Source organism: Nodularia chucula CCY0103 (genome assembly GCF_963923915.1).
GTDB classification, from domain to species: Bacteria; Cyanobacteriota; Cyanobacteriia; order Cyanobacteriales; family Nostocaceae; genus Nodularia; species Nodularia chucula.
In genome coordinates, this window is the sequence record NZ_CAWUOL010000008.1 from 40893 (window position 1) to 66566 (window position 25674).

The 25674-nt window shown below is 38.8% G+C and carries 27 protein-coding genes; 18 read left to right on the plus strand and 9 right to left on the minus strand.

Features of this window, described 5'->3' with window-relative positions:
• Positions 1 to 162 precede the first annotated feature (162 nt).
• Positions 163 to 1029, plus strand: coding sequence for an FHA domain-containing protein (locus ACM0OP_RS04525; protein ID WP_414527247.1), 867 nt, complete (start codon positions 163 to 165; stop codon positions 1027 to 1029).
• Between the two features lie 217 nt (positions 1030 to 1246).
• Positions 1247 to 1993, plus strand: coding sequence for a M50 family metallopeptidase (locus tag ACM0OP_RS04530; RefSeq protein WP_414527199.1), 747 nt, complete (start codon positions 1247 to 1249; stop codon positions 1991 to 1993).
• Between the two features lie 83 nt (positions 1994 to 2076).
• On the opposite strand, the gene ACM0OP_RS04535 is transcribed toward ACM0OP_RS04530, so the two are convergent.
• Entirely contained in the window at positions 2077 to 3066 is a 990-nt protein-coding gene (locus ACM0OP_RS04535) for a 2-hydroxyacid dehydrogenase (RefSeq protein WP_414527200.1), read from the minus strand.
• Between the two features lie 211 nt (positions 3067 to 3277).
• Here ACM0OP_RS04535 and ACM0OP_RS04540 point away from each other — a divergent pair, with 211 nt between their 5' ends.
• From ACM0OP_RS04540 to ACM0OP_RS04555, 4 genes are all read left to right on the plus strand, one after another.
• Positions 3278 to 5029 (plus strand): serine/threonine protein kinase, encoded by a 1752-nt coding sequence (locus tag ACM0OP_RS04540; protein ID WP_414527201.1) that lies wholly within the window; start codon positions 3278 to 3280, stop codon positions 5027 to 5029.
• Between the two features lie 250 nt (positions 5030 to 5279).
• Positions 5280 to 5843 (plus strand): pentapeptide repeat-containing protein, encoded by a 564-nt coding sequence (locus ACM0OP_RS04545; protein ID WP_414527202.1) that lies wholly within the window; start codon positions 5280 to 5282, stop codon positions 5841 to 5843.
• Between the two features lie 106 nt (positions 5844 to 5949).
• Positions 5950 to 7131 carry a M20 family metallopeptidase gene (locus ACM0OP_RS04550; protein ID WP_414527203.1) on the plus strand — a complete coding sequence of 394 codons (1182 nt, stop codon included), beginning with the start codon at positions 5950 to 5952 and terminating at the stop codon, positions 7129 to 7131.
• A 328-nt stretch (positions 7132 to 7459) separates the two neighbouring features.
• Complete coding sequence (locus tag ACM0OP_RS04555) at positions 7460 to 7954, plus strand: Hsp20/alpha crystallin family protein (RefSeq protein WP_414527204.1); 495 nt, start codon at positions 7460 to 7462, stop codon at positions 7952 to 7954.
• A gap of 334 nt (positions 7955 to 8288) precedes the next feature.
• Here the strand turns inward: ACM0OP_RS04555 and ACM0OP_RS04560 are convergent, their stop codons facing one another.
• Positions 8289 to 9347 (minus strand): hemerythrin domain-containing protein, encoded by a 1059-nt coding sequence (locus tag ACM0OP_RS04560; RefSeq protein ID WP_414527205.1) that lies wholly within the window; start codon positions 9345 to 9347, stop codon positions 8289 to 8291.
• Positions 9348 to 9637: 290 nt separating this feature from the next.
• On the opposite strand from ACM0OP_RS04560, the gene ACM0OP_RS04565 reads away from it, so the two are divergent.
• Positions 9638 to 10186, plus strand: a complete 549-nt coding sequence (locus tag ACM0OP_RS04565; RefSeq protein ID WP_414527206.1) for a DUF2231 domain-containing protein — start codon at positions 9638 to 9640, stop codon at positions 10184 to 10186.
• 59 nt (positions 10187 to 10245) lie between these two features.
• A complete protein-coding gene (locus ACM0OP_RS04570; RefSeq protein WP_414527207.1) occupies positions 10246 to 10473 on the plus strand; it encodes a DUF167 domain-containing protein in 228 nt (75 codons plus the stop codon).
• Here the strand turns inward: ACM0OP_RS04570 and ACM0OP_RS04575 are convergent, their stop codons facing one another.
• On the minus strand, positions 10474 to 11130 hold the full coding sequence (locus ACM0OP_RS04575) for a glutathione S-transferase family protein (RefSeq protein ID WP_414527208.1): 657 nt from the start codon (positions 11128 to 11130) through the stop codon (positions 10474 to 10476).
• A 214-nt stretch (positions 11131 to 11344) separates the two neighbouring features.
• On the opposite strand from ACM0OP_RS04575, the gene ACM0OP_RS04580 reads away from it, so the two are divergent.
• From ACM0OP_RS04580 to ACM0OP_RS04600, 5 genes are all read left to right on the plus strand, one after another.
• A complete protein-coding gene (locus ACM0OP_RS04580; protein WP_414527209.1) occupies positions 11345 to 12037 on the plus strand; it encodes an SOS response-associated peptidase in 693 nt (230 codons plus the stop codon).
• Between the two features lie 51 nt (positions 12038 to 12088).
• A complete protein-coding gene (locus tag ACM0OP_RS04585; RefSeq protein ID WP_414527210.1) occupies positions 12089 to 12610 on the plus strand; it encodes a photosystem I assembly protein Ycf3 in 522 nt (173 codons plus the stop codon).
• 155 nt (positions 12611 to 12765) lie between these two features.
• Entirely contained in the window at positions 12766 to 13065 is a 300-nt protein-coding gene (gene gatC, locus ACM0OP_RS04590) for an Asp-tRNA(Asn)/Glu-tRNA(Gln) amidotransferase subunit GatC (RefSeq protein ID WP_414527211.1), read from the plus strand.
• Positions 13066 to 13121: 56 nt separating this feature from the next.
• On the plus strand, positions 13122 to 13247 hold the full coding sequence (locus ACM0OP_RS04595; protein ID WP_414527212.1) for a hypothetical protein: 126 nt from the start codon (positions 13122 to 13124) through the stop codon (positions 13245 to 13247).
• A gap of 51 nt (positions 13248 to 13298) precedes the next feature.
• Positions 13299 to 13616, plus strand: coding sequence for a hypothetical protein (locus ACM0OP_RS04600; RefSeq protein WP_414527213.1), 318 nt, complete (start codon positions 13299 to 13301; stop codon positions 13614 to 13616).
• On the opposite strand, the gene ACM0OP_RS04605 is transcribed toward ACM0OP_RS04600, so the two are convergent.
• Both ACM0OP_RS04605 and ACM0OP_RS04610 read right to left on the minus strand, forming a co-directional pair.
• Positions 13613 to 13999 carry a type II toxin-antitoxin system VapC family toxin gene (locus ACM0OP_RS04605; RefSeq protein ID WP_414527214.1) on the minus strand — a complete coding sequence of 129 codons (387 nt, stop codon included), beginning with the start codon at positions 13997 to 13999 and terminating at the stop codon, positions 13613 to 13615. The two genes, ACM0OP_RS04600 and ACM0OP_RS04605, sit on opposite strands and share 4 nt — an antisense overlap.
• Positions 13996 to 14235: a type II toxin-antitoxin system Phd/YefM family antitoxin gene (locus tag ACM0OP_RS04610; RefSeq protein ID WP_414527215.1), complete on the minus strand. Its 240-nt coding sequence runs from the start codon at positions 14233 to 14235 to the stop codon at positions 13996 to 13998. Before ACM0OP_RS04610 ends, ACM0OP_RS04605 begins: the two co-directional genes overlap by 4 nt.
• Before the next feature lie 364 nt (positions 14236 to 14599).
• Here ACM0OP_RS04610 and ACM0OP_RS04615 point away from each other — a divergent pair, with 364 nt between their 5' ends.
• The 3 genes from ACM0OP_RS04615 (at position 14600) to ACM0OP_RS04625 (ending at position 17312) form a co-directional block, all read left to right on the plus strand.
• Entirely contained in the window at positions 14600 to 15094 is a 495-nt protein-coding gene (locus ACM0OP_RS04615; RefSeq protein WP_414527216.1) for a hypothetical protein, read from the plus strand.
• Positions 15095 to 15102: 8 nt separating this feature from the next.
• Positions 15103 to 15477: a hypothetical protein gene (locus tag ACM0OP_RS04620; RefSeq protein ID WP_414527217.1), complete on the plus strand. Its 375-nt coding sequence runs from the start codon at positions 15103 to 15105 to the stop codon at positions 15475 to 15477.
• A 182-nt stretch (positions 15478 to 15659) separates the two neighbouring features.
• A complete protein-coding gene (locus ACM0OP_RS04625; protein ID WP_414527218.1) occupies positions 15660 to 17312 on the plus strand; it encodes a hypothetical protein in 1653 nt (550 codons plus the stop codon).
• Between the two features lie 70 nt (positions 17313 to 17382).
• Here ACM0OP_RS04625 and ACM0OP_RS04630 read toward each other — a convergent pair whose 3' ends face one another.
• The 3 genes from ACM0OP_RS04630 to ahcY form a co-directional block, all read right to left on the minus strand.
• Positions 17383 to 17712: a XisI protein gene (locus ACM0OP_RS04630; protein ID WP_414527219.1), complete on the minus strand. Its 330-nt coding sequence runs from the start codon at positions 17710 to 17712 to the stop codon at positions 17383 to 17385.
• The gene (locus ACM0OP_RS04635) at positions 17700 to 18116 is read right to left on the minus strand and encodes a XisH family protein (protein WP_017804275.1); all 417 of its coding nucleotides are present in this window, start codon (positions 18114 to 18116) and stop codon (positions 17700 to 17702) included. The genes ACM0OP_RS04630 and ACM0OP_RS04635 overlap by 13 nt, the downstream gene beginning before the upstream one ends.
• A gap of 132 nt (positions 18117 to 18248) precedes the next feature.
• A complete protein-coding gene (gene ahcY, locus ACM0OP_RS04640) occupies positions 18249 to 19526 on the minus strand; it encodes an adenosylhomocysteinase (protein WP_414527220.1) in 1278 nt (425 codons plus the stop codon).
• Positions 19527 to 20120: 594 nt separating this feature from the next.
• Between ahcY and ACM0OP_RS04645 the strand changes: the two genes are divergently transcribed.
• Positions 20121 to 21698, plus strand: a complete 1578-nt coding sequence (locus ACM0OP_RS04645) for a mechanosensitive ion channel family protein (protein ID WP_414527248.1) — start codon at positions 20121 to 20123, stop codon at positions 21696 to 21698.
• Between the two features lie 116 nt (positions 21699 to 21814).
• Here ACM0OP_RS04645 and ACM0OP_RS04650 read toward each other — a convergent pair whose 3' ends face one another.
• Positions 21815 to 22999 carry a glycosyltransferase family 1 protein gene (locus ACM0OP_RS04650; RefSeq protein ID WP_414527221.1) on the minus strand — a complete coding sequence of 395 codons (1185 nt, stop codon included), beginning with the start codon at positions 22997 to 22999 and terminating at the stop codon, positions 21815 to 21817.
• Between the two features lie 950 nt (positions 23000 to 23949).
• On the opposite strand from ACM0OP_RS04650, the gene ACM0OP_RS04655 reads away from it, so the two are divergent.
• The gene (locus ACM0OP_RS04655; protein WP_414527222.1) at positions 23950 to 25596 is read left to right on the plus strand and encodes a GMC oxidoreductase; all 1647 of its coding nucleotides are present in this window, start codon (positions 23950 to 23952) and stop codon (positions 25594 to 25596) included.
• Positions 25597 to 25674: the final 78 nt, after the last annotated feature.

Sequence of the window (25674 nt, forward strand, 5' to 3'; positions counted from 1 at the left end):
ATTTATGTTAGTTTCTCGCCAACGTTAATGCATCTGCTGAAAAGCAGCTAAATTTCCTAGTAACTTTTCTTTATGGCACTCTCTGACAACACATAATGTCTACAGTGTTATGTCTGTTTGCTAATACTATCTTACGATGATGTTCAACAAAGGCTTAAATTGATGATCGTCTGTCCTAATTGCAATCACCCCAATCCAGACGGCGCTGTGCAGTGTGAAGCTTGTTATACGCCGTTACCAACTACAAGTCAATGTCCCAACTGTGGCGCAAGTGTCCAAGTAGATGCTGCTTTCTGCGGTCAATGTGGTTATAATCTCCACTCAAATACTGCACCTGCGGCGGCTACATCTGTAACAACGGTTGCTCCCGATAACCCAGTAGAAGTACCAGATTTAGTACAGCCTGATCCGCTTTTAGAACTTTTACAGCCAAATGCTTTGGGAATTAACCCAGAACCTAATACAAATTCGCCAGCTGCTGCACCTCTACCACCAACGGTGATGTCAACCCCACGAGCAGAACCAGCACCTGCGCCTGTAGCAGAACCAGCACCAGCACCTGTACCAGAACCTGTAGCAGAACCAGAACCAGCACCTGTACCAGAACCTGTAGCAGAACCAGAACCTACACCTGCACCTGCACCTGCACCTGTGGTAGAACCCGCGCCAGCGCCATTTGCTTCTATGACGCAATTACAGCAGGTGACAGCGCGATTATTTCATGTGCAGAGTGACCGTGAGATTGAATTACCCCAAGGTTTGTCTGTGATTCACATTGGCAAACCCAATGACCGGATTCCCCCGGATGTGGATGTTTCCGGATTTCCTAATTCCGAAGTTGTTTCACGGATACACGCAGATATTCGGGTTGAGGGCGATTCTCACTATGTAGAAGATGTGGGTAGTTCTAATGGGACTTACATTAATAACTCGCCATTATTACCAGGGAACCGTCACCGCCTCAGACCAGGCGATCGCATCAGTCTAGGTAAGGGAGATTTGGTAACATTTCTCTTTCAACTTGCTTAATTGATTTCTACCATCCTCCAGCAGCCTCTACCATCTATCTTGGAGGATGAACATATTATCCACATTAGACCGGAGACAGATAAATTCATGCTTGTGTGTAGCGTTTTTAACCCAGCGCTTTCATATTAGGGTGCAAGGGGCTGTGTTGTATGTAGCAATTTTATTAATTTCATAGGTAAACTAAGATATGTGAGTATTACCTTTGGGAAATTGACCTATGAAGGAACCAAGACAAGATTTTTACTCATGGCTGACCAGCGATGCTCCCCCAGTAGTTGAAAGTATGGGGCTAAATTGGCTGATTGCAGCTGCGATCGCCACTGTGGTATTGTGGCAATTTCCAGCCGGGGATTATATTTTATACCCTTTTAGCATCCTTGCTACTTGGTTCCATGAAATGGGTCACGGCTTAATGGCTCTGATTTTAGGCGGTAGGTTCCATCAATTACAAATCTTTAGTAATGGCTCCGGTCTAGCTAGTTATAGCATTTCACGGTCTTTATGGCCACTTGGCCCCGCTTTAGTGGCCGCCGCCGGCCCAATGGGTCCACCGATTGCCGGTGCAGGTTTAATTCTGGCTTCCCGTAGTTTTAGTACCGCTTCCCTGAGTTTAAAAATACTCGGTGGTGTTCTGTTACTTTCAACCTTACTTTGGGTTCGTTCTTGGTTTGGACTACTAGCTATTCCTGTACTGGGGATAATTATTTTGGGAATTTCCCTCAGAACTCCTCACTGGGTGCAAGGGTTTGGTATTCAATTTTTAGGTGTGCAAGCTTGTGTCAGTACATTCCACCAACTGAATTATTTATTTAGCTCCAACGCGGGTTCTCTGGGACTTTCTGATACTGGGCAAATGCAAAGGTATTTAATTTTACCTTACTGGTTTTGGGGTGGTTTAATGGCGATCGCATCTTTGGTAATTTTATTCCAAAGCCTCCGCATTGCCTATCGTTCGCAGGTGTAGGGAGTGGGGAGTGGGGAGTGGGGAGTAGGGAAAAAGTCTTTTATGTCCTCACCTCCTTGGCGGTTGCTACATAACATTTCAACTCACTTAATTTCATTTGCACAAGAGCGACCCTGTTCACAGTCAGCAATATTAGCACAAGTAGTTTCAGCAATATTGAAAAGAGCTTCCTCTGTGAAAAAAGCCTGATGTCCAGTAATCAAGACATTCGGAAACGTTCTCAAATGTTGAAAAACATCATCCTGAATAATTTCCCCAGATAAATCCTCAAAAAATAACTGTGACTCTTGTTCATAGACATCCACACCCAGAAACCCGATTTTGTGTGACTTCAAACCGTCAATCACAGCCTGAGTATCAATTAAAGATCCGCGACTAGTATTAATCAACATCACCCTGGTTTTCATTTGTGCAATTGACTCAGCATTAATTAAGTGATGGGTTTCAGGAGTCAAAGGGCAATGTAAAGAAATAATGTCAGACTGAGCAAATAGTTCCGATAACTCTACATACTTACCGCCTATTTTCTCTAGTTCAGCATTAACAAATACATCATAAGCCAGAATATGACAGCCAAAACCCTTCATAATCTGTCCCAAAATCAGACCGACTTTCCCCGTCCCAATAATCCCGACTGTGCGACCATGTAAATTAAATCCCAATAATCCTGACAGGGAAAAGTTACTTTCCCGGACGCGGTTGTAAGCGTGATGAATTTTCCGATTGAGACTTAAAATCAACCCCACTGCGTGTTCAGCAACTCCATAGGGAGAATAAGCCGGAACCCGGACAACTTTCATCCCTAACTTTGCTGCGGCTACTAAGTCTACATTATTAAAGCCAGCACACCGCAGGATAATAAACCGAGTTCCCCCAAAAGCGAGAATTTCTAAAGTTCGCGCATCAAGTAAGTCATTAACAAATACACAAATAGCCGGAAACTCAGCTGCTAAGATGGCGGTACTGAAACTTAACCGAGCTTCAAAAAAAATTAGTTCGTGATTATAGGAAGAATTTGCAGCTTCTAAAAACTGTTGATCATAAGCCTTTGTACTGAAAACTGCTACTTTCATAAAAATTTGAGACTATGTGCGGCATACTTTCCCCATATATCATAGCTTGCCGCTTTTTCAGGCGATCGCATCGTTTATCATTGTTATTTATAGACTTTCTCCTAGTTTTCCTCCATCCCACAGCTACATTAAAACTTTAGAATTGAACTTTAAAATGGGGAATCGCCAAGATAAAGGTTAAAATCAATTTAGCCTTTGTATTCTAGCGGATGTGTCCCACATCACTCAGACTGCGGTTCACTGCATAAATCCTGAATGTAAACGTCCTTATCCTCAACCTTGGGGAAACAAATTCTGCAACAGTTGTGGCACACTTTTACAGCTGTTAGATCGTTATGTCCCTCTGCAACCCTTGGGTTCAGGCGGATTTTCTCAGATTTACACCGTCTGGGATCAAAAAACCCAGCAAGAGAAAGTCCTGAAGGTTTTGGTAGACAATTCACCAAAAGCCTTAGAATTATTTACGCAAGAAGCCGAAGTTTTAATTAACTTGCGCCATCCGGGTGTTCCCAGAGTGGAACCAGATGGTTATTTTCAGGTAAATTTGCCCACTGCAAAACCACGTCAACTAGCTTGTCTGGTGATGGAAAAAATTAATGGGCAAACTTTAGAAAAGGTACTAGAAAAATATCCCCAAGGATGTCCAGAGCATTTGGTCTTAGATTGGTTTTCCCAGGCTGTCAATATTTTACAGGAATTACATAAACGTCAGATTATCCACCGGGATATCAAACCATCTAATTTGATGTTACGCCGTTACCCCACAAATGTACCCCAATTGCCAGGGGGAAACAATGAACAATTGGTCTTGATTGATTTTGGTGGAGTCAAACAAACGACTCAAAAAGTGTCCGAGTCCAGTTCCACTAAATTATATTCTTCTGGTTACAGTCCTTCAGAACAGATAACTGGGAGTAAAGTTAGCCCTGGGGCTGATTTTTATGCTCTTGGTCGTACCATGATTGAATTACTTACTGGTAAATATCCACCGGAGTTGGAACATCCCCAAACAGGAGTTCTGCAATGGCGAAATCAGGTGCAGATTAACCATAAATTTGCAGATTTACTAGATGAGATGGTACTAGAAGATGTGCGATCGCGTCCAGGAAATGCCCAGATTATTCAAAAACGCTTAACCAAAATTAGGCAGACATCTTCCCCACTTCAGTTCTTTAGCAAAATCTCGAACTCTGTCAAGCAAGCAGCAACAGATATTGAGCGTAAATTTACCCTATTCATTCAAGACATTCAGCAAGGAATATTCAATCTCACCAAAGCTATTAGTCAAACAGTTATTGTCATCGGTCAGGCAATTTTTCAAGTCTTACAAGCCTGCATAGCAACTATATGGGCTATGGTCATAACCACGCTGACCAGTTCTATTGGTACTGTTATTGGCTTTCTGATTACTTACCGCACAGACTTAGACGAACAAATTACCACATATCTATTACCTTACTTACCCGAATTAGTCAACAATGTTCCCTCAGTAGTAGGAACAGAAATTATAGTATTTGCCAGTGCAGGTTTGGGAACTGCTTGGGGAATCACAACATCCGGTTCTTTTGGTCAACGCCGACGGTTTTTAATCACACCTCTCATGGGGATGATGAGCTATGGCTTAAGCAGCTTAGTTTTCCAATTAATCACTACCAAAGATAGCGGCGAAGGACTATTAGCCGTAATTTTAGTAGGAGTTTTTTTATTGACCTTGAACATAGGTTTTCGCAGTGATCACGTAATTCATGCCCTAGTTACAGCCTTGGGTACCGCCACTATCTTCGCCACGTTAATCATTTTTGGCTTTCCCACCACCGTTTTTGAATTTTACCCTCAGTCGGAATCCTCCGCCCTCTACCTCCCACTTGTCTTTTTCAGTTTGGTAAGTCTGCTGATGAGCTTTTGGTTAGGGGTGAGTTATTACCTCATTGTCCCTGGCTTGAAATTTTTGGGATGGCGTTAAAGAACCCCCCAGCCGTAATGTTTTCAGCTAGGGGGTTCACATATGTGGTAGTCTATAAATGGTTCAGTATAGTCCCTTACGAAAATTATTCTAAACCCTAAATTCAATTTTGTGTAGTCCCATGAAGGGAATTTATAAGATTTTTATAGACTCTTTATGATTGCTTCATTGCTGTGGTATGCCAAAACACTCTAATATATTGAGATATTGTATTAAGTGTTACATAAATTTTCATCTTTGGTAAACAGTTATGAAACTCAAAATTGTAGTTAGTCTCTCCCTCTTAGCTTGTATCGGCATCATGGAACAAGCTTTTGCGTTCAACCCCAGAGACTTAGACAGGTTAAAAAGTACAGGCTCCTGTCCTAGATGCAATTTGAGTGGTGCTGATTTAACTGAAATCAGTCTAGTGAGAGCAAATTTACGCAGTGCTAACTTGAGAAATGCCATTTTATCCCAAGTTAATCTTGCTAATGCCGATTTAACTAGTGCTAATTTACAGGGGGCGTTTCTCGATTTGGCCAACCTTACAGGGGCTTCTTTGACTGGGGCGAATTTAAAATCAGCCTCATTGGCAAACGCTAACTTGTCTCGTGCTGGCTTAATGGGTACGAATTTAGAAGCAACTAACTTTGAGGGTGCGAATTTAGAGTTTACCAATTTTCGCGGGGCGCACTTCCGCAGAACAATTATGGCTGATGGTTTTAGAACTTCAGATAAGCCCTATGATTGGTCGTTAGAGCGTGCAACTGTCAAAGAATGTTACAGATTTCGCACTGCAAATGTTCCAGGTACAACTTGCTTTAGTAAATAGGATGTTCCCAAACAATTAGAGTTCTAATTTTTCGGTAGAAGAAGAGCATTTTGTTTTTCTACACTTATCTATCATGGGAACAAAGCCTGAACGATAAAAGAAAGTAATGTTAAACAAAATTAAAGACTTAGCGACAACATTAGCGCCGCGATTAGTTGAAATTCGCCGTCATCTCCACTCTCACCCAGAATTGAGCGGTGAAGAATACCAAACATCTGCCTTTGTCGCTGGTGTGTTGTCTTCCAGTGGTCTTCATGTCCAAGAGGGAATTGGGAAAACTGGGGTAATTGGCGAACTGCACAATACTGTCACAGATGAACGTGTATTAGCAATTCGGACTGATATGGATGCTTTACCAATTCAAGAACGCACAAATTTAGAATATGCTTCTCGGATCAAAGGTGTGATGCACGCTTGTGGTCATGATGTTCATACCACTGTGGGTTTAGGAACAGCAATGATCCTCTCGCAAATTGCAGAGGAGTTACCCACTCAGGTGCGGTTTTTATTCCAACCAGCTGAGGAAATTGCTCAAGGTGCAAGCTGGATGGTGAAAGATGGGGCGATGGAAAAGGTATCGGCTGTATTGGGTGTTCATGTTTTCCCTTCTATTCCCGCCGGATCTATTGGTATTCGTTATGGTGCATTGACTGCTGCTGCTGATGACTTAGAGATTATCATTATCGGAGAATCTGGACATGGGGCGCGTCCTCATGAGGCCATTGATGCGATTTGGATTGCTTCACAGGTGATTACGGCATTACAACAGGCTATTAGCCGGACACAAAATCCTCTGCGTCCTGTGGTGCTGAGTATTGGGAAGATTGTGGGTGGAAGAGCGCCTAATGTGATTGCTGATCATGTCCAGTTGTTGGGAACGGTGCGATCGCTGCATCCAGAAAGCCGATCTCAACTCCCTAACTGGATTGAAAATATTGTGGCTAATGTCTGTCATTGCTTTGGTGCGCGTTATGAAGTTAATTATCGCCAAGGTGTCCCCAGTGTTCAGAATGATTATGCTATGACCCAATTATTGCAATCATCGGCTGAAGAAGCGTGGAGTAGCGATCGCGTCCAAGTCTTACCAGAACCTTCCCTGGGCGCTGAAGACTTTTCTGTATACTTAGAACACGCTCCCGGTTCCATGTTTCGCTTAGGCGTAGGCTACAAAGATAGAATTATCAACCACCCATTACACCATCCAGAATTTGAAATTGATGAATCTGCCATTATCACCGGGGTTGTAACTATGGCTTATGCTGCTTACAAATACTCTCAAGAAAAATAATTCTGACTGAGGTAGGTAGGGGAGCAGGGAGTAGGGTGCAGGGTGCAGGGAGCAGAGAGCAGGGGAATAAAGAATAAAAATGGTCTTGGAAATCCCTTACTCCAAAATTCTTATACGGTAAATCCAACTGATCTTTGTACGGTTTACCCAATTTATTGGCGGCTTTTCTCAGATTATATTACTTATCAAAGAGAAGAAATAAAGCAAACAAAACTTCTCTCTCCCACATTAGAGTTTCCATCATTGCTTAAGTGAAAACTCTAAACAAATCTCAAACTTGGTTAGATAACTTAAAAGTGAATTAGAAACTTAAGGAGATGATTGCAATATGGCACTTATTCGTTGGGAACCATTCCGGGAAATGGAACTTTTGCGTCGTCAAATGGATCAACTCTTCTCCGAAATGAGCGTAGCTGAACCCAGTAAATCAGACATTGCTCCAGTAGCCAGAACAGCTTGGGTTCCTGCTGTTGAAATCCATGATCATGGCTCTGAGCTAGTGTTAAGAGCAGAAATTCCTGGAGTAGATAGCAAAGACCTTGATGTGCAAGTGACTCAAGATGCAGTCTCAATTACTGGTGAGCATCATTACAAACACAATGAAAAATCCCAGGGAAATGTTCGTTCAGAATTTCGCTATGGGAAATTTCAAAGAATAATTCCGCTTCCCAGCAAAGTTCAAAATCAACAAGTTAAGGCAGACCTCAAAGATGGTATCTTAACTCTCAGTTTACCTAAACTGGAACCAGAAAAAAATAAAGTATTCAAGGTCAACTTTGACAATTCCGCAACAACAACTACTGCCATAGAATCTAGTAATTAAACTACTTAATATAGATAACTTCCCGCGAATTTAATCATGGCAATGTTTCTGTATTAGGTCAGTTGATTATCAAGCCCAGCTATATACATCGGCTGGGTTTTTTATTGTTATGGCTGGGGAGTAGGGAGTAGGGTAAAAGCCAGAAGTATCTAACTTTTATGAGCAGTTTATGTCCTGACGTGTATGCGTAATGCTATAAAGTACAAAATCATCTGCGTTTATCTGCGTCCATCTGCGTTTAATTATTTCTACCCCACCCCCCAAGGGAGGAGGGGAACTAGATTTCCGGCTTTAATTACTGTTTCATTGCAGTTAATTAGCTGATGATGGATGATTACTTAACCTTTGTTCCGGTTTTAGTACCTCCCATCTTTTCTTGAATTTTGCTCTTAGCCGCTTTAAATTGTGTCGCCAGTTGTTCAGATTGTTCGCTACTTAAGTTATTGCGAATAGCAGCAAACATTGTGCTTTCTTCTTGACGAATATGATCGCCGACGAGATCCATCAAATTTCTGACTCTATCTTTAAATTCCGCAGCAGAGGGATTCATAGCCCGGATTTCTTCTAACAACCGTTTCATCTGGGTTTGTTCGTCATAAAGTTCTTGGGTATCAGCCTCACCATAGAAAGAACGCACTCTAGGATAAACTACTTCCTCTTCTGCTTCCGCATGAACTGTTAAATCTTTGTAGATTTGACCGAAATATTCTTGAATCTTTTGGATATTGTTACTTTGGAGTAGTTCGGTAAACAGGATATTTACCTTATTGTGATCCATGCGAATCACATCCTGAATATTCATATCCTTTTTATCACTGGTTTGGGTAACAGCGCTACCTACCGCACCACTAAAAGCGGCGATCGCATCTTGAACTCGTCCCCAAATCCCTTGATCCACATCTTGTCCAGTCAATTCACGCACACCCAAAACCTCCAAAATACCTTTAAGTTGCTCTTGATGAGCGCGATTTTCAAAGTTAACTGTATTTAAAGGACTAATTGCAGCCATCACATCAGCGCCAACTTTTTGAGCAGCCTTGTGAATTATCATGCCACACATTACTTGTTGATGCTTTAACAATTCATGCTGAGATATTTTTTCATACAAACTTAATTCAGACCCTTGCATCAACTGGCAGATTTGATCGCGCATTTGTTCAACGATGGCTTCGGGCTGTTTTTGGATACCATACTGCACAATCACAGTTTCTAAAACACCAAGATTTTTTTGGTCATCTTCCAACATCTTCTGGATACGATCAGTAATTTCTGCATCCGTGGATTGTCTTAAAAATAATTGCTCATTTTCAATTATTAATTGCTCAATTAATTTCATGTTAGCCAATTTAACAGCAATAGCATTGCGTTTGGTATCATCTAATGTGCTGACCATGCTGATTTCCCCTCTGAAAAGTGTTCGGATTATTACTGTTTTCACAGTGACATACCAATTAGGTAACTTCCATCTTTCTTTTGAATGATCGCTGGCGTAACTCTGGGTATAAAATCCCCATATTTATTCCCAATGATTGGAGATTTATATTGATCGCCAGAGAGGTAGAGAAATAAAATTCAATCACTAGGTAGATAATTTATTAGAATTATTTTTCTAAATTTACTCAAAGATGATCGCCATCTCAGGCAATATGCAACGAGTTTTTTAAACTAACAATAAGATTAAGTATGGAAACTACAGGAACAGAATCTAATTCCACACCATTTCCCAATATTCCACCAATTATTGAAAGTGACGACAGAGAGTATACAGATAGTGGTGTACCCAGCACAGTGGCGATCGCCGGACATCCCTTACATCCCCTGACAGTCATCTTTCCCATTGCCTTTTTAGCTGCTGCATTAGGAAGCGACTTTGGTTATTGGTTAACTCGTGATTTTTTCTGGGCTAGAGCATCGCTATGGTTAATTGGCTTGGGACTTCTAGGGGGTATAATTGCTGCAATCACCGGGATGAGCGACTTTTTAAGAATTGAACGTGTCCGCAAGCGTACCGCCGGTTGGACACATTTGACTTTAAATGTAATGATTTTAGCCTTGACAGCAGTTAACTTAATTTTACGTTTAGGAAACCCAGAATCACGTATCTTACCTTGGGGATTTTTAATTTCCCTGATTGTGGGTACGTTAACTAGCATCACCGGCTGGTTTGGGGCTGAACTTTCCTATAGGCACAAAATTGGTGTCATCGGTGCTGGTAGTCGAAGATATCCTTAGCATTAGTAGTGAGAATCAGGCTAAAATTTTATGGCGTTTTTAGCCGAACGGAATTGAATATGCAAAAAATAGTTAAAGTTAAGCCCAATTCCAAAGAACAAAAAATAGAAGAACAACCTGATGGTAGTTTGACTATCAGATTAAAGTCGCCACCATTAGATGGTAAAGCCAATGAAGAGTTAATTAAACTACTAGCTAAAAAATTTCAAGTACCAAAATCTCATATTAGAATTAAATCGGGTTTATCCTCCCGGCAAAAATTGATTGAAATTGACACAGATATTTAATTAATATTTGGGTAATTCATCCCAATATATTGACTCTGTAAAATCTCTATTTTCCTTAATGCTAATGTATCTGGGCTGAGACTTGACCCGTTCTATCCAACCTTGAATACAGGGAAAATTTGTCAAATCAAATCCACCTTCATCGGCCACATGAGTATAGGCAAACAGAGCAATATCAGCAATTGTATAACGCTCACTGACAAAAAAATTGTGAGTTTTTAAATGATTTTCCATAACCTTCAGTGCTGCATAACCAGGCTCACGTTTTTGCTCTATGGCTGCGCGATATTCCTGGGCTTTACCTAAAATAGAAATCCAAAATCTGGATGTAGCTATAAAAGGTTCATGGCTATATTGTTCAAAAAATAACCATTGTAATACCTGCGCTCTTAAAAAACGATCATAAGGTAAAAACTCTGTCCCCTCACTTAAATACATTAATATAGCGTTCGATTCTGCTAAATATTGACCAGAATTTATTTCTAAAACTGGAATTTTACCATTGGGATTTTTGATTAAAAAGTCTGGTGTATGAGTTTCTCCTTGCAAAATATTAACATCTATTCTTTCAAAAGGCATACCCATTTGTACGAATAAAAGCCTAACTTTGTAACTGTTACCAGACGGTAAGAAATCATACAATTTTTTATTTTTCATGTTAAAAAAATATCATTATGAATATCGTGTTTATTGAGATGCTAAAATATAATATATTACAAATTAAACTTGATAAAACAGGATGATTTTTATTTATTTTGGGATATATCTAAAAACAGATAATTCTCTGATAAATGAAAAATAGTTCAACAATAGGATGGTTGATTTACCCAAGTTAAAGTTTTTATTTAATTCAGTGTAGAAAGATAAAAGTATGTGTGGAAGATTTACCTTAAACCAGTCATCATCGGCTTTATGCCAATTCTTTAGATTAGATAAAATCCCAGATTTAGCGCCTCAATATAACATTGCACCTACGCAAAGTGTCGCTACAGTGATACAGAATCCTGAAACTAATCAGCGTGAATTTCAACAGTTACGTTGGGGGTTAATACCCGCCTGGATGAAAGATTCACGTATGAGTATGAACTTAATTAATGCTAGAGCCGAAACAGTTACAGAAAAACCAGCTTTTCGAGCCGCATTCAAGCACCGACGCTGTTTAGTGCTGGCGGATGGTTTTTATGAGTGGAAACGCGAAAATGGTAAAAAACAGCCGTTTTATTTTCGTTTGTCAGAGGGAACGCCCTTTGGCTTTGCAGGTTTGTGGGAAAAATGGCAACCTCTAGCGGCCAAGTCTGAAGGTGAGGAAATTATATCTTGTACAATTTTAACAACGGCCGCTAATGAATTAGTCAAACCGATTCATGAACGTATGCCTGTGATTTTGGCTCCACAAGATTACGATTTGTGGTTAAATCACGAAATCCAAACACCTGAACCACTACAACAGCTATTGTGTCCCTATCCAGATCAAGCAATGACTGGCTATCCAGTTAGTACCTTGGTGAACAATTCACGACAGAATAGTTCTGAATGTATCATTTCCCTCAGTGAAGGAATTTGACTTCCTGAGAATATCTTTTAAGCCAATTGCTGCACAACCATAGAAGCAAATATGCCAAGAACGCAAAAAAACGATAATTTTATTGACAAATCCTTTACCGTTATGGCGGATTTGATCCTAAAACTCCTGCCAGCTAACAAAAAAGCGAAGGAAGCATTTGTCTACTACCGCGATGGGATGTCAGCGCAGGCAGAAGGTGAATATGCTGAAGCTTTGGACTACTATGAAGAAGCTCTAACCCTAGAGGAAGATACTAATGACCGCAGTTATATTCACTACAACATGGGTCTGATTTATGCCAGTAATGGTGATCATGATACAGCTTTAAAAATGTATCATCAAGCCATTGAAATGAACCCACGTTTACCTCAAGCTCTGAATAACATCGCCGTAATTTACCATTATCAAGGGGAAAAGGCGAAGGAAGGTGGGGATAATGATGCTGGTGAGGCTTTGTTTGATCAAGCAGCAGACTATTGGATTAGAGCAATTCGCATGGCTCCCAATAACTATATTGAGGCTCAAAACTGGCTGAAGACTACAGGACGTATGCAAATTGACGTATTCTTTTAATCAGGGCTGAGTAATTACTCGTTACTGTGACTATAGAATCCCACCCCTGAACTTTCCACTGAAGGGAAGAAGAAAGCCAAGTATATATTTGGCGGGGTGGTTTCTGAAGACTCTGGATGATTGGTAGTTTAGTGGATATTAACTATTGAGGAATTATGATTGATCGGGAACAAGTTAAAAAAGTAGCTCTTTTAGCTCGGTTAGAATTGACAACGGAAGAAGAGGAAAAATTTACTACCCAGTTAGGTAGTATTTTGGATTATATTGAACAGTTGAATGAAGTAGATGTGAGTGATGTTGCTCCCACTACAAGGGCTATTGATACAAGTAATGTGACTCGACGAGACGATTTGCAGCCATATCCTGACAGAGACGCAATTCTGGAAGGTGCGCCGGAACAAGAAGGTGACTTTTTTAAAGTTCCAAAAATCCTGAATAGTAATGAGGAAGGGTAATTTCGGGAAAATGGGGTTTTCTCGGCGGGGAGTGATGGTAAATTTTGGATGGGGATGTGATTGATGCGATTATTCATGAGTGGCGTGAAAGTGCGATCGCCAGTCCTGATTTAGCAGCAGCTATTAATGATCAGACTGATGAAATCCCATTAACACAGCCATCTATTAGCAGTGATGGGTGAATTTTTTTATGTAAAGCCTATACTAAAAATTAAGTAATTCTGACAAAATTTATGAGTACCCGAACTAATTCGCCTCCTGGTGTTGATTATGCACCCCTGGAATTGCAAGGGGAATTAATCGCTATGCAGCAATTAATAATTGAGGAATTATTACCTATCGCTCAAAGTAAAATTCCAGAAAGTCAACAAGAATTACATTTACAGCTTTTAGAAAAAAATCAAAATAATCAATTAAATGAATCAGATAGGTTGTTATTGAAGTCGCTGCGAGTGAGTGCTGATTATTTAATGTTGAAAAAAGCCTATGCTTATGCACTTTTACAGTGGAAAGGCTATTCTCTGCCAGATTTTGAGCAATTAGTAGATTAATATAAGGTACTTACTGAGTAAGCACGAATTGCCGAGTCTACGGTTACAATTGTCATATTATGCTGTAATGCTTGGCAGATTAAAATTCTATCAAAAGGATCACGATGTAATAATGGCAGGTTTACGAGTTGAGCAATACTTTCTTCATCTAGATTGAGACTAGATATAAGGTGCTGATGACGCTGTTTAGGAAGGTAGATTTCCGGAGATTCTGGTAAGGGTAGTTTACCTAATTGATATTTAACGGTTGCTTCCCACACGGAAATGCAACTTAAATATACCTCGTTGTTTAAACCACGAATGCTATTTTGTAAATGAATTGGTAATTTTTGATCGCCACTAATAAACCATAAAAAAATATGGGTATCTAACAATAATTTCATTTACCCTCAAAACTATTCAAAATATCTTCAGGTAAGGGACTATCAAAATCATCTGGAACAATGAAATCTCCAGCACATAAGCCATAAGGCCTCATTTGTTGAGTAATAGGGGAAACTGGTTTAATTTCTGCAATAGGTTTACCAGCTTGGGTGATAATAATGCTTTGTCCTGCTGCTACTTGGTGAAGATAGCTGGTTAGATTTTCCTTAATTTCATCAATGGTTACAGTTAGCATGAGATGATTGTATAGGAATATTTCTAGTATATCGAATAGCCCAGGCGATTAGAATATTGCTAACGCAACGCCAAGGGCGAACGCGGATATACAAACGAAGTCCAAACTCTGCGTGGACTAATCAACAAGATTTGTGAACCCGCGCAGGTGGTCACTGAGCTTGTCGAAGTGCGGGTTTTGTATGTGTAGCCATAAATTAAATTCGCCGGGTGTTTAAATATTTTTTATCTCCTCCAAAGTCGCAAAGGAAGAGCGAAAAAAGGTTTTTGTCATTTTAACTATTGACAAGGGACAACGGGTTACGTATTATAGTACGTAATATCCTCTTCAGCTTAAATCAGCGTTTCTGGAAAACGCAGGTATCATGTCAATTGCAATTTTTAGCAATGCCTTCTCAGATGAGTTAATTACAGCCACTGAGTTGAATCGTCAACCTGGGCGAATTTTAGACAAAGCTTATGAACACCCAATCACAATTACTCGCAATGACCAATCTTTTGCACTGTTGCGTCGTGCGGATGTGGCTTGTCTTGTGAAAGGGGTAACACAAAGTAAGGTTGTTTTTGAGGTGTTATCGGTGGCGTTTCGGTTGTTGTTAGGACAAGAAATCGGTGCTGAACATCCTTATGGATGGTTGAGGGTTTTTGATGCAGATGAATTGCAAGATTTTATTAAAGAGGTAAGTGAGGCTTTTCGCTTAACTGATACTTCTAATGAGGCTTGGGATTTGCTTGATGCAATTATTCATGAGTGGCGTGAAAGTGCGATGGCGATCGCCAGTCCTGATTTAGCAGCAGCTTTTAACGATCAAACTGATGAAATCCCATTAACACAGCCATCTGTTAGCGGTGGTCGGTGAATTTTTGTATGTCAGATAATCCTTCAGAAAATCTATTAACAGATAATGTGGAACCGCCAGAAGTAAAACTAACGGCTTCTGCATTATCTGGTACAAGTAGCACTTGGTTGGTAGTCGCCAAGAATAGAAGGGTTAATCGAGATTGGGAAGCTTTGATGCAACGTTATCCAGAAAACTGCTCTCGTTGTTATGAAGATTTATGTAATGCACCAACAACTAGACAACCAAAGCGTGTTTTTCCTTTAAAGGGTAAGGTTTATCAAGGTGCTTGGGACTATGAAGTTACAAGTAGTGATAGGGTATTTTATGTTCCTAATGAGGATCAATTAAAGGTTGTTGTCTATTATGCTGGGAAACATCCGAAAAAAGCTCCAACACCATAAATATTTATATTTTTTGAGTTTATTTTTATTTTTGAAAAGTCCTGGCGATTAGAAATCGCGGCTATATACAAATCAAGTCCACCTCCGTGGACTAATAAACAAGATTTTTAACCCGCGCAGGGGGTTTTGTCTGTGTAGCCGTGAATTATATTTATTGGGTACTATTGACTTGATAAAATTTATTGGCAAATAATGTAAATAAGTATAGCTTAGGTAATGATATGGAATTCAACTTTATAGAACCAAAACTTGAAAAAACACTCTATCAAACTTGGAATACTTTAATTAAGCCCAAAAATTACTGTATTGCTTCAACGCCTTATGATTTAGAGAAAGCTTTTAAGTCTGCGCATTTAAAAATTAATTCATCGATATGGATGTTCAATGATGAATCAATTAATAATAAATTTCGTAATTTTATTGATACAATTTATTTTAAGACTAGTTATAGAAACAATAAAATAGAAGATGTTGTAACTTATAATAGTATCTATCAATGTATCAAAACAGAATTAGAGATAGAAATTACTAACATTAAGCAAGGCATTAATAAAAGAGAATTTAAGGATGTGCTTGTAGCCATTTATGCTAGGCTATCTGAACAAATTAAAAATTTTGAGTTCTTTTTTATTCTAGATGGATTAGAGTTACAAGATATACATCAAATATCTTTTGGAAATATCAAGATAGTCAAATTTGATGATCATCTAACAAATGATTTTTATGAAAAGGCTAGTATAGTTAGCCTTTCATATGCTACCTCTGTTAAAAAAAATATTGAAGATAATTTTTTGAATAAAGTAGTGATAATATGTTCAGCCTTTGGAGATTCAGATAAAGCTGAGGAAATTGTAAGGTCTAAATCTAAAGAATTAATCAATTATTTTAGATACTTAATATGTGTTATGAACCATAATAGGAATCCAGAAAATATGACAAAGATAAATATTGCTTCTGAGGCTTATACTCAAACTGAATATTTTCTAACAAGAGAAGTTGCTAAGAATACAACAGCTTCTGTAAGAGGTAGAGGAAGAACAAATTTAGAGAAATTCATGATTAATCAAAAGCTACTTAATGAACTAGAGAAAAATGCTTTTTTAAATGAATTTAAAAGTTTTTTAAATAATGAGCAAATTAGCGAATTAGAGGGATGTATTCTAACTGCAATATATTGGACTGGTGAAGCTCAAAATGAATTCAACTTTGATATTTCATTTTTAAAATATTGGACTGCTCTTGAAACTATATTCTCTAACGAGAAGGAAAAAATCACTCATGCTTTATGTAAAGGAATTTCAATTACACTAGCATCTAGTCGTTATCATTTTATTGAAGTCAGTGAAATTTTCACGGTGTACAAAAAAATCGCTGATCTTTATGATAAGCGTTCAAAAATAATTCATACTGGGTTAAGGCAACGTATTACTGCACGAGAACTATCAGAAATTTGCAAATATACTTCATATGTAATTTTAAGCTTGTTTGACTTTAGAAATCAAGGTTACACAGAATTAAAGCAAATTGGCATAGAAATTGAAAAACTATATAGAATTGTAAATCAAGAAAAAACACAAAAAATAACAGACCTAGCTGATAAACTTCAGAAAATACTAGAAGAGATAAGCACTTTATATCCAATTAATACAACTGCTGAAAAAATAATAATTGCAGCAAAAGCTATTGAATATATAGAAAATAATTCCCAGTTGATGCATGAAATTATTAATGTGATAAAACAAATTGCTATTATTGATTTTGCAAAATTACTTGAGCATCCATCTGCACCTTTCTTAATTGTTGCTTTAGAAAGTTGGCAGAAAAAAAACAGATAAGTCCAAAAGCCTATTCTCTAAAAATATACTAATCATCACATTACTATAATCCAATGATTCACTGAAATAATCAAACCGATGCAAAATCAGTAAACTGTCTCATATAAGGTGGCTTAAAACCTAAAACAATATCCGTTTTTGGTACTCCCAAATCTACCAATTCACTAGCTACACCTTCCTCTGTAAAATCTCTCTGAATCCAAATTTTTCCATCTCTAATATCTACATGAATAATTGTCCCATAAGCTCTTTCGTTATTTTCCCATCCTACATGAACTACTAAATAACTATTTCTTTCACAATCAAAAATCAACTCCTTTTCTGTTCCTTTGGAAGCATGATTTGCTGTATGTCTTGCTAATACAGTTTTTACCAACTCAGGATAATTCATTCCTTCCATAAAACAATCTCCTGTTTAATAGCTTCAAATATCAGTAATTTTAATTGATGTTCAGCAATGATTTCTTGAATAAATGGGATAAGAAAAAACTCTTTATATATTTCATTACCAATTGCTAGATATAAAATACGGTCGGGTTCTTTTTTTCTTAAAACAGAACGGTAATTAAGTGTTTGTCCTAAAGCTGTATGAAATTCACTAACGTCAGATGGACCCAAAAAAGATTTTATTTCAACTGCTATTTTTTGTCCTTCTTTTTCTGCTCCTAACAGTCTTTCTGCTGCTAAATCAATCCGAAAGTCAAGACCATCTACTGTAAATGATAAAGGATCATCAGTAATTAACCAGCCATCTTTCTCTAAAGCTAACCTTACGGCATTGTGAAAAAAATCTTTTGCTGACATACAAACTTACAATAACACCCTCTCCTCTATTCTATTAGATCCTCTCTCCGCGTCTCTGCGCCTCTGCGTGAAACCCAAAAAAAAGGGATAAGCAAAACGCCTATCCCCAACAAATCAATTAATCAACAAAGATTAGGTTCCAGAAGTCCAGGAATTGATGTACTCGATTTGGTCTGCTGTGAGAGTATCAATGTGAATACCCATAGCTTCCAACTTCAAACGAGCAATTTCTTGATCAACTTCTACAGGAATAGAGTGTAAACCGGGTTCCAATTTACCTTTATTCTTCACTAGGTACTCAACAGCCAACGCTTGGTTAGCAAAACTCATGTCCATAACTGCGCTGGGGTGTCCTTCAGCAGCAGCTAGGTTAATCAAACGTCCTTGTCCTAATACCACAACTGACTTACCACTGGTCAATTTATATTCTTCAGTGAAAGGACGGACTTCTTTGACTTCCTTGGCTTGAGAAGCTAAGTATTTTAAGTCAAGCTCTAAATCAAAGTGACCGGAGTTACAAACGATCGCACCGTCTTTCATGACATCGAAGTGTTCACCACGAATTACGTGCTTGTTACCTGTCACAGTAATAAAGATATCACCATAGGTGGCAGCTTCCGCCATTGGTAGCACACGGAAACCATCCATTACGGCTTCAATTGCCTTGATGGGGTCGATTTCGGTAACGATTACATTAGCACCCATGCCACGGGCGCGGAGGGCTGTACCTTTACCACACCAGCCATAACCCACAACTACAACATTCTTACCAGCCAACAAAATATTGGTGGCGCGGATAATGCCATCTAGGGTTGATTGCCCTGTACCATAGCGATTATCAAAGAAGTGCTTGGTGTCAGCGTCGTTAACGTTGACTGCGGGGAAGGTGAGTACACCATCGTTGAACATGGCGCGTAACCGCACGATTCCGGTTGTGGTTTCTTCGGTTGTCCCAATCAAGTCGCTGATTTGGTGTTGACGGTTTTGAACCAATTCTGCTACCACGTCGCTACCGTCATCAATGATGATGTTGGGGCGATGATCTAATGCTATTTGCACGTGGCGGTTATAGGTGGCGCTATCTTCGCCTTTTTGGGCAAATACAGGAATTTCGTAATCGGTGACTAAGCAGGCTGCTACGTCATCTTGAGTTGATAAAGGGTTACTAGCAATTAAAATTGCATCAGCACCACCGGCTTTGAGGGCGATCGCCAAATGTGCTGTTTCTGTTGTCACGTGGGCGCAAGCTACCAGGCGTAATCCAGCGAAGGGCTTTTCTTTCTCAAAGCGATCGCGGATTTGCTTTAATACTGGCATTTCTCGTCCAGCCCAATCAATCCGTTGTCTTCCCAAGGGAGCGAGGGCGAGGTCTTTAACCTCGTGCTTTAATCGGGGAGAAGTTGCAGTCATTCAAAATTTCCTCAGAAAAATAAAAAGGTACGTAAAATTTGCGTACCTTACTAGGGTATTGTACTATTGCCAATTTTGCCTTGCATTCTCTAACAAGCTTGTTAATTGTGTTCTGCTATGCTGTTATCTGGCCTAGCTTTGCTCTTAACTTCGTTGTTTATTTTTCTTTTTTGACTGAATTTTGTTAAAAGTATTAGCAGGGCTAATCTATAATGTTCTTTAGAGGATATTAGGTAAGTTGTCATCTATCCAAAGTCGTAAAATGCCCCACAATACAAATAGTTTACTTTAGATAAGTACATTTACACAGCCAGTGGTTGAGGATGGCTCTGGAAATAGTCGATGGTAAATTTTGTTCAAGGAGGTATTTTAGTGGGATTTAATTTTTTGGCGATCGCCAAGCAAGTCCTGTGGTGTAATTTGGCTTCTATTGAGCATAAACAGGCATTATTAGCTAAAAATTGTCTTGATAATAGCCAGAATGGGGCAAAACATTTACCAGTTGTAGAGGTGTCTAATCAACCTTCTAAACAGAGATTCATCACAGGAATTTTAGGTAAAGGTGTGATGTTGACAATGGCGAGTTCCGTGGCTATGGCTGTTGTTTCTCTGCCAAAAGCTTCAGCTCAAATCCCGATTGTGCCTTTTCTACAACCTCCCAATGGTGTTACTAGCAGCACGGACAATACAACTGTTTCCGGGTGGATTTATTTAGACGGCCATCAAGTATTTCAAATCGGAGCTACTAGAAGTAATTTTCCTGAGCGTTCCCGTAACATTCAACAAGGCTTAAATCAAATCCGCCAAAACTATCTAAGTTCAGAGGAACTAAATCCTCAAGTTGAAATCCGCACCCAAAATGAATTACCAGTAATTTACATTAACGATCAATACTTGATGACCGTTACTAATGAAGATGCGAGATTAAGACGAGAAGAAGCCGAAACAACTGCACTTCAAATCACTGAAAGTCTCAAGCTATCTTTACAACAATCTCGGAGAGAGCGCACATCAGAAAATTTAATCAACCAAGCTCAATTTGCTGGTGGCATAGCAATATTTATTGTAGTATTAAGTGGGGTAGTTTATTACTTTCAACGACGTTGCCATCACCAATCAAAACACCCCATTCTGCCCATTCCAAATGATGCCCAACAACTAACCACTCAACTAAATAAACAGCAAGACATAGATATTAAAGAGGTCAAAAAAAGGCTGTTTCAATTAACCCAAGGTGGAATTTGGGGAAGCGGAACTGTTTTTATATTGGGTTTGTTTCCTTACACACGATCCTTTCAAGTGGGGATTTTAGCGGTAGCCCAAGTTCCTCTCAGGTTGGGAATTGTGGTATTAGGAATTTATGTTGCAACTCGTTTCAGCTATGCGTTAATTGACCGCTTTACCTCTACACTCATTAGCAGTGGTATTCTATTAAACTCAGAAGCATCTAGACGGATGGAATTGCGCGTTTCCACATTTTCGGGTGTTTCTAAAAGTATCGTAACTGGGGTTTGGTTAGTAGTAGGAATTTTGTTAGGACTACTTTCTTTGGGTATAGATATTGTTCCCTTATTAGCCGGTGCTGGTTTAATTGGTGTGGCTTTGTCTTTGGCTTCTCAAAGTTTAATTAAAGATGCCATTAACGGTTTTCTGGTAATTGTTGAAGACCAGTATGCTGTCGGTGATGTGATTAATGTTGGTGATGTAGGTGGCTTAGTAGAAAATCTCAATTTGCGAATTACTCAGTTGCGAGATGCTGAAGGGCGTTTAATTACGATTCCCAATAGTGAAATCAAGGTCGTAGCTAATCTTTCTAGCCGTTGGTCACGGGCAGATTTAACTATTCCTGTGGCTTATGAAAATGACATTGATGATGCTTTTAGGTTAATTAGACAAGTAGCATCAGATATGAATCAAGATCCCGACTGGAAACGGTTAATAATTGCACCACCGGAGGTTCTCGGAATCGATAATTTTGGCGATCGCGGTTTAATGATTCGTGTCTGGATTAAAACACTACCACTGAAGCAGTGGGATGTAGGACGTGAATTTCGCCGTCGCGTGAAAATTTGCTTTGATCAAGCCGGATTCTCTATTCCTGTACCTCAACAAGGTATTTGGCTAAATGAAGGTCAATCCTTGCACTCGGAACTTAATGGCAAATCTGAGTAGTCATTAGTGAACTCTTATAGAGACGTTGTAAACAACGTCTCTATAAGAGTTCACTTTGGCGGGGTTTTGAGTTAAATCGAAAACAAAGGATCAAGTCGATGTGAGAGATTTATTAATTAGGGTGGAGTCAAAGAAGTAGACAAATTTACTACATTTTTATTCCGCACTGGGGTATCCCAGGTCAATTTTTCCATAATGTAATTTCCCACACTCGCCTCTGAACATTTATGCTGCCACCAATCCAAAGATTTATGGTGCAATTCTTGCATGAGTTGCTTATTATCTAGCAGATTCATTAATATCCTCTCTAAATCCTGCCAATCTTTTATTTGAATAATAGGCGCTCCATCTAAATACCACCTTGAAGGCAAAGCTTCTGTCACCAAAATACAACCATATTTCATACCTTCAAACAAACGAGTCGTTTCAAAAGACGTACCTCTGGGAACCAAGCATATTTTAGTATCCATCATGATTTCGCAATAACTACGCTCATCTTCAATCCTTCTATTCCGAAACCCACCAGTAATTGATACCTCAATTTTCAAGCCAGGATTTTTTTCCTGAAACTTCTTTAAACTCGATATCATTAGTTTTCGAGCCAGGGCTTTTGGAGTTCCTAACCAGTATTTCAAAGACCATACAGGATAAGGTATATGTATGACGCTACCAGAAAAATAAGTTTCATAGAGACGATCTTCGATATTCTTGATTGGCATATCTTTGGAGTTGTTGTAACCCAAAGGAATTTCATAGATTTTGCCAATTGGATCTTCACCCAACAACAAGCTTTTTAGCTTGTGAAAATGATAATTAATCAGACCAGGAGAACCGACAACCAAGACTCTAATAAATTGAATTACCGTGAGCAGATTTAGCAAAAAAGGTTTACTAAATAAATTACATCCGAGTATTGGGCGTGTGCCTATACACTTAAATATCGCCCTAACTTTGTGAGCATACTTGGGTATGCGATACCATTCATCGCCTATTATTAAAACAACAACATTTTTGCCATAGGATGGTAGTTCATCAATTCGATCCCAAGTTATGTAAAATACTAAATTTCTAACCTGTAAACTATTCTCTATAATTTGTAATACCTTAGTAAAATATGTGGCTGAACCAAAATTAATTGGTGGGTTAATGTCATAGATATTCCAAGGTATTGGTTTTTCGCCGCGTTTCATGTAGATATAGTACTGGTTAAAAAGTGCATTAATTACAGGCATCTCAGTTTGGTTCATTTGCAAGGATACAGGTAATGTTTGTTCACAAGGTAAATATAAGCAATCGATCAATAATCAATTCCCTTGGTTGGAAATAATTAAAACCTACAAACCAATTGTGTACAGACGTAACGATGGAACAGGGAGAATCTCAGTTTTGCAAATGTATCCTAAATAGACCCCCCTTATTAAGGCTGGAAACAGGATTACTGCTTCCTCTACTAAGGAGGGTGAAGTTTTATAGGGCTTTGTTAAAAAGTGAGATGCTCCCGATGGAACGTCTCCCTGCGACCATTTGGCGATTTATACCTAAATTCAGCAATGCCAAATAGAATAGTTATGGAATGTTTGATTTAATTTTTTATGCCTTTTCTTGATGAGGATATCCCTAATTTCCTAAAGTCGGTAGGCTTATTTGTCTACCCACAGGCTAAAAATTAAGGGTGAATATAACTTAGGTTCATTTCTCATCGGTATCATAAATAGTAAGATGCACTTCAATGAAATATGAGCGATCGCTTATTTTTATGTAAACAATTCAAACATATTTTTTTTTGTAATTTCATTAAGATTGTGTATATTTATCTAACAGATTATTTAAAGATAAGAGAAATATTTATATAAGCAATATATAGTTTGTTAACTATAAGTGTAATTAAGAGTAAGTTAGTTATGTTTGTAGTAAAATTTTTCTGCTCCTCTCTATTTTAATAGAGTTGCTTATACGCTTTTAGGTAAAAATATAACTAAATACTATGTCTTTTAAAAAACATTATCCCAGCAATGCTTAATTATAGGACTTACGCACAAGTTACGAAAGAATGAACCACGAAGGAGCGAAGAACACGAAGAAAAGAGGGTTTGAGAGAGATTTTGCGTAAGTCCTGAATTATCACTATTTATATATGGTAATTTCTTTGAAGTTATGCCATATTCAAGCTGATTGAGATTAGGAAACAATGAAAGAATCCTTCGAATGACTTTTCTCAAGCAAAATTAGTTTGGCTACAGGTAATTATTGAATGTTGATTGACGCACGGACAATCCCTGAAGAGGAAACTCTTGAAACTGAAGTTTGCATTGTTGGGGCTGGCCCAGCAGGTCTTACTTTGACTCGTGAATTAGCTGGGACAGACATTCGGGTTGTTTTATTAGAAAGCGGTGGACTAGATTTTGATCAGAATACTCAGTCACTTTCTCAAGGTGAAAGTGTTGATAATCATTTTGATACATTAGAAAGTCAGCGTTGTTTTCAGTTTGGTGGTACAGCCAACTTTTGGAAAATTCGACTAGGTAATAATGTCATTGGTGTCAGGTACGTACCATTAGACAAAGTAGATTTTGAAAAGCGCGATTGGCTACCTTATAGTGGTTGGCCTTTCGATAAATCTCACCTTGATCCTTTCTATAAACGCGCTCAAGTAGTTTGCCAACTGGGAGCTTTTGCTTATGATGCTGAAGCTTGGGCAGATGCTGATACGCCTCAGTTACCATTTTCTGGTAATGTAACTACTAATATGTTTCAGTTTGGTCCTCGTGCTGTATTTACCCATGAGTCCCGTGAAGTAATTAACCAAGCTAGCAACATTACTACTTATCTCAATGCTAACTTAGTAGAAATAGAAACAGATGAAACAGCTGAAAACGTAACTCGCTTACGAGTAGCCTGTTTGTCAGGTAAAAAATTTTCGGTTCGTGCCAAATTTGTTATCCTAGCTACAGGTGGTATAGAGGTGGCACGTTTACTCCTGCTATCAAATAAGGTTAAAACAACTGGTTTAGGTAATCAAAATGATCTAGTGGGGAGATTCTTTATGGATCATTCTCTAGTTGATGCTGGTAAGTTGATTCCTAGTAATCCAGATATTTTTCAGAATACAGCTTTATACGATTTGCGGCGGGTGAATGACGTTCCAGTCATGGGTAAGTTAAGTTTGTCTGAAGAAGTTATGCACCGTGAAAAGTTACTAAATATTAGTACATTACTATTTCCTATTCCCAAAGTATATCAGTTAGAAGCAGCAAATTCTCTGAAAACATTGCTGTCATCAATACATAACCCACAAGTACGTCAAGATATTCTCAAACACATAAAAAATATTGTTCTAGGTCTTGATTATATCTTGCCTGCTGCTTACGGAACAATGATCAATCGGCAACCTTTTATTCCCAGTCTAGCTTGGGGTGGTTGGTCGTATATTCCAGGGAAGGAAAAACGATTTGCTGGGTTTAGACTACTCCAGCTAGCTGAACAAGTACCCGATCCAGATAATCGGATCACACTCACTGCAGATCGCGATCGCCTGGGTCGTCAGCGAGTCAAGTTACACTGGCGTTGGCATGACATTGACATTGAACAGATTAAGAGAAGCCAAGATATTTTACAACAAGAGATTGCTCGTGCTGGCATCGGGGAACTACAACTTGAACGAGATGGCAATCTGCCCAAATTAATCCATCCTGGTCTACATCATCACATGGGAACAACAAGGATGAATGATGATCCTCAGCAGGGTGTTGTAGACCGCAATTGCCAAGTCCACGGCATTTCTAACTTATTTATCGCCAGTAGCTCTGTGTTTCCCACCGGAGGGTATGCTAATCCTACACTCACCATTGTTGCTTTAGCTATTAGGTTAGCTGACCATCTGAAAACAGTCATGGCATAGCTGAGACAAAAATAAACTCAATGGTTTTGTGCCAATGATCGGTAAATAGCCTCTTGCCACACTAGAACATTTGTACTA